This window comes from Sphingomonas yabuuchiae (assembly GCF_001477495.1).
Lineage (GTDB): Bacteria > Pseudomonadota > Alphaproteobacteria > Sphingomonadales > Sphingomonadaceae > Sphingomonas > Sphingomonas yabuuchiae_A.
In genome coordinates this window covers 1-701 of sequence record NZ_LDTF01000186.1, presented here as the reverse complement: position 1 = coordinate 701, position 701 = coordinate 1, and the positions used below count along the sequence as shown (strand labels likewise).

1 pseudogene is annotated in these 701 nt (G+C 60.2%); it reads right to left on the bottom strand.

What is annotated here, in order from left to right:
• A pseudogene (locus tag NS355_RS17990) lies at positions 1-420 on the bottom strand (IS30-like element IS1112 family transposase); the annotation flags it as partial.
• Between the last annotated feature and the right edge of the window lie 281 nt (positions 421-701).

The following is a 701-nucleotide window of genomic DNA, read 5'->3' as shown; positions in this document are numbered from 1 at the left end:
GTTCATGCATCTACGCAAACGCCGACGGCGCTTGCGGCGGCGTTTGCGTAGATGCATGAACAACTGACCACCGCGCTTCTGATCGGCGTCGATGTGCCGATAGATCCATGCGTGACTGGCCAAGCCGGTGCGGCCGGCGATCTGTTCGGGACTGAAGTCCTCCCTCAGCAGGACCTCGATCTGACGGATACGCTCAGCGTCGATGCGTGGTCGCCGGCTGGCCTGTGCGCGCCGATGCTCGCTGATGCGCTGCGCGTGATCGGGCCGATACTTCGCTTCGTGCCGGTTGCGGCGCAGCTCGCGGCTGATCGTGCTGGGCGCACGCTCCACTGCATCGGCGATGGCGCGCATCGACATCCCGGTTTCATATAGCGCATGGAGACGGTATCGTTCCGATAGGTCAAGGCGGCTGGATGACATGGTCAACTCCACTTGGCGGTGAAGTGCTCAGGTCAGGTCGCCTGGACCACGTCACAACCGTTGGTGTTGCGATCCAGAGTTGAAGCCGCCAACCAAAATCCGCGACCGTTCAAATGGACTGCGACAGCTGACTCGATCCTCGCCAAAATCGAACGGCTATGCAAAGTTATCAACGGAACGCGACACTAGCTCTTGCCTGCTCATCCTTGCGACATTCGGACGGCATGCATCAAGCTGAAACCCCTCATCCGTTCTCGAGCAGAAAGCGCGCTTTGTTCGCC